This is a genomic window from Hyella patelloides LEGE 07179 (assembly GCF_900659865.1).
Lineage (GTDB): Bacteria > Cyanobacteriota > Cyanobacteriia > Cyanobacteriales > Xenococcaceae > Hyella > Hyella patelloides.
The window spans coordinates 1-2,389 of record NZ_LR214246.1 but is presented as its reverse complement, the minus strand read 5'-3'; the positions used below and the strand labels follow the sequence as shown (position 1 = coordinate 2,389).

Here is a 2,389-nt window from a genome sequence, read left to right as displayed (position 1 = left end):
ATGAAAACGCAAGAACTTAAATCAGAAATAAAAGAGCAAAATTCAATCTGAGAGCGAAAGAATTAGGTTTTTAGTCATCTCAAATTTGTCAAATACTGATAATCATTTTCATAATGAGAATTGCTGCAGTATCATCGCTGGCAGACCTTCTATGGGGAAAACTGCAATTTCTCTGTTTCTGGCATTACAGACAATTCTGCTCCACGAATTACCCATTGCCATCTTTTCTCTGGAGATGACCAAGAAGCAGCTAGAATACCGTCTCTGGAGCTTGATGAGCCAGTTTGATTGTTACAGGCATCTCAATCTAGTTCCCATCAGAGGAGAGCGTATCAGACAGCATCGTGCGGGGTTATCTCCTCTAACCCAAGAAGAGATGGCAACTATTGTCTCCATTGTGAAAATTGCTGCGGAATTACCTCTCTACATCAATGACAATCGGGGAATTACCGTTGCGAGTATTGCTTCTGAATGCCGTCAGGTGTTAGCCAGAGAAGGCAAACTGGGTTTAGTAGTAGTGGATTATCTTCAGATGATGGCAGCCGATACCAGTGGCAATCGCAGCTACGAACTGGGGGATGTTGCCAGGGGATTGTATAAGCTAGCAGGAGATTTAAACGTTCCTATTTTGGCTCTGTCTCAAGTCAGTAGGGCAGTAGAAGGCAGAAATAATAAGCGTCCCATGATGAGCGATCTTTCTCAGTCGGGAATCTTAGAAATGGTGGCAGACAATATCATTTTTGCCTACAGAGATGAATATTACAATCCAGATTCCCCAACTCAAGGAGTTTTAGAGTTGATTTTGGCTAAGGCGCGACATGGGGATACGGGAACGGTGGAGGTTTTATTTGATAAGTCTTCGGGGATGGTATGTTCTCTAGCCGAATATAGTTATCGCTATCAGTAGCTCGTGAGTAGATAATATTATCTTTGCCTACAGGGATGAGTATTACAACCCAGATACTATTTATCAAAATATTCTGGAGTTGATACTTGGGTTAGCCAGACATGGGGATACGGGTAAGATCGAACTGCTGTTTGATAAGTCCTGCGGGATGATTGAGAATTTGAGGCTGTACGAGCGTAATTGATTGGTTTGTAGGTGAAGGGCGATCGCCTGACTGGTCTATTGTTAAGTTCGCGACTCAGTATCAATTGCTACTCGACCTCCTTAAACTAGACCAAAGAATCTAAAGAGTAATTCTTCGGCAAAACGGGTATATGAATGATAAATGTTTAGGGGGAAAATCAGCTTTAGCTTTTACTCTATTTCTGAAACTTTATCATATTTCCCTGTTTTTTTGCGTTTGTCTTTGATTAGAAATCTACTTCATCCCAATCTATTGTTTTGAATCCTATTACATAGGTTTTATTATCTTTTATTTTTACTTCAATAGAATATTCATTAGCTTTATTAAATACAAGTTTTGAACTTAAACTTGCATTTGCTGCTGAAATTTCATCCTCTATTCTTGAAGAAATAGCTTGATTAAAACTATATGTGGCTGAGAAATTTTTTGCCAGAACAACTAAGTCAATAAATAGTTCATCGTCTATATCAACAACTACATCTGGAAAGGCTTCTTTTGATTCTCCACCAAAAAGTTTGCCAAATCTAGCTATATAATCTGTAGGAATACTTTGTATTTCAGCTTCTTCATTTAAAGCAAGACTAACACTTACCAACTCATTTTTGGTAATGCCAAAGTTGACAGACTTAGAATAAGGAATACCAGGAAACCCAGCTTCCGCGCCTACAGCTAGATTTTTATTTGCTTTCATTAAAATAGTAGCTCCTGCTACCTTTTTAGAAAGCACTAATTTGTCATTGGATAATAGTTTTAAACGGTTTTTTTCTTCTTTTAGTCGATTTAAAAGAATCTGTGGCTTTGTCAAAGGAGTTGTAAGTGGATAGCTTGGTTCAAAAATCTTGTCAATTTCTCTTACCAGGGAGCCTAAAAGAATTGTTTCTGAAGAGCTATCAGCAAGTATAGGTAGTTTGGGCATCCAAAGTCTGTGTGCAAACCCAAATTCTTTAGCAACTTTTCTGGCATAGTATAAGTCAGTATAAGACATGATTCTGCTTAGTCGTAAAATATGGTTTCTCTTATTACTTAAGAAAGTCAGTCTATTTTTATGCATTGCGTTACATTTATTTGCTAAATATGAATAAATACTTTTGCTATGTTTGATAAATTATTTGCGTTTATTTTTAGGATAAAACTAGCAATAATAGCGTTGACGAATATGCTACAGATAATCCTACAAAAAGTATTGCAAAAGCTAAAATCAGAATTTTTCATCCTTGCAGTAATAATGATTTCAGTCAAATTACTTTGGCTTAATCTTTACGTGATACCAAAATAGCCAATCTTTTTTCCCATCTGCC

The 2,389-nt window shown here is 37.1% G+C and carries 2 protein-coding genes and 1 pseudogene; 2 read left to right on the top strand and 1 reads right to left on the bottom strand.

Annotated elements, in window-relative coordinates; all coding sequences use genetic code 11:
• Window positions 1–127 precede the first annotated feature (127 nt).
• Both H1P_RS32755 and H1P_RS32750 read left to right on the top strand, forming a co-directional pair.
• Window positions 128–907, top strand: a pseudogene (locus tag H1P_RS32755) (replicative DNA helicase); the annotation flags it as partial.
• A gap of 16 nt (window positions 908–923) precedes the next feature.
• A complete protein-coding gene (locus H1P_RS32750) occupies window positions 924–1,091 on the top strand; it encodes a DnaB-like helicase C-terminal domain-containing protein (protein ID WP_144875591.1) in 168 nt (55 codons plus the stop codon).
• 226 nt (window positions 1,092–1,317) lie between these two features.
• Here H1P_RS32750 and H1P_RS32745 read toward each other — a convergent pair whose 3' ends face one another.
• Window positions 1,318–2,076, bottom strand: coding sequence for a hypothetical protein (locus H1P_RS32745; protein ID WP_144875587.1), 759 nt, complete (start codon window positions 2,074–2,076; stop codon window positions 1,318–1,320).
• Window positions 2,077–2,389 lie beyond the last annotated feature (313 nt).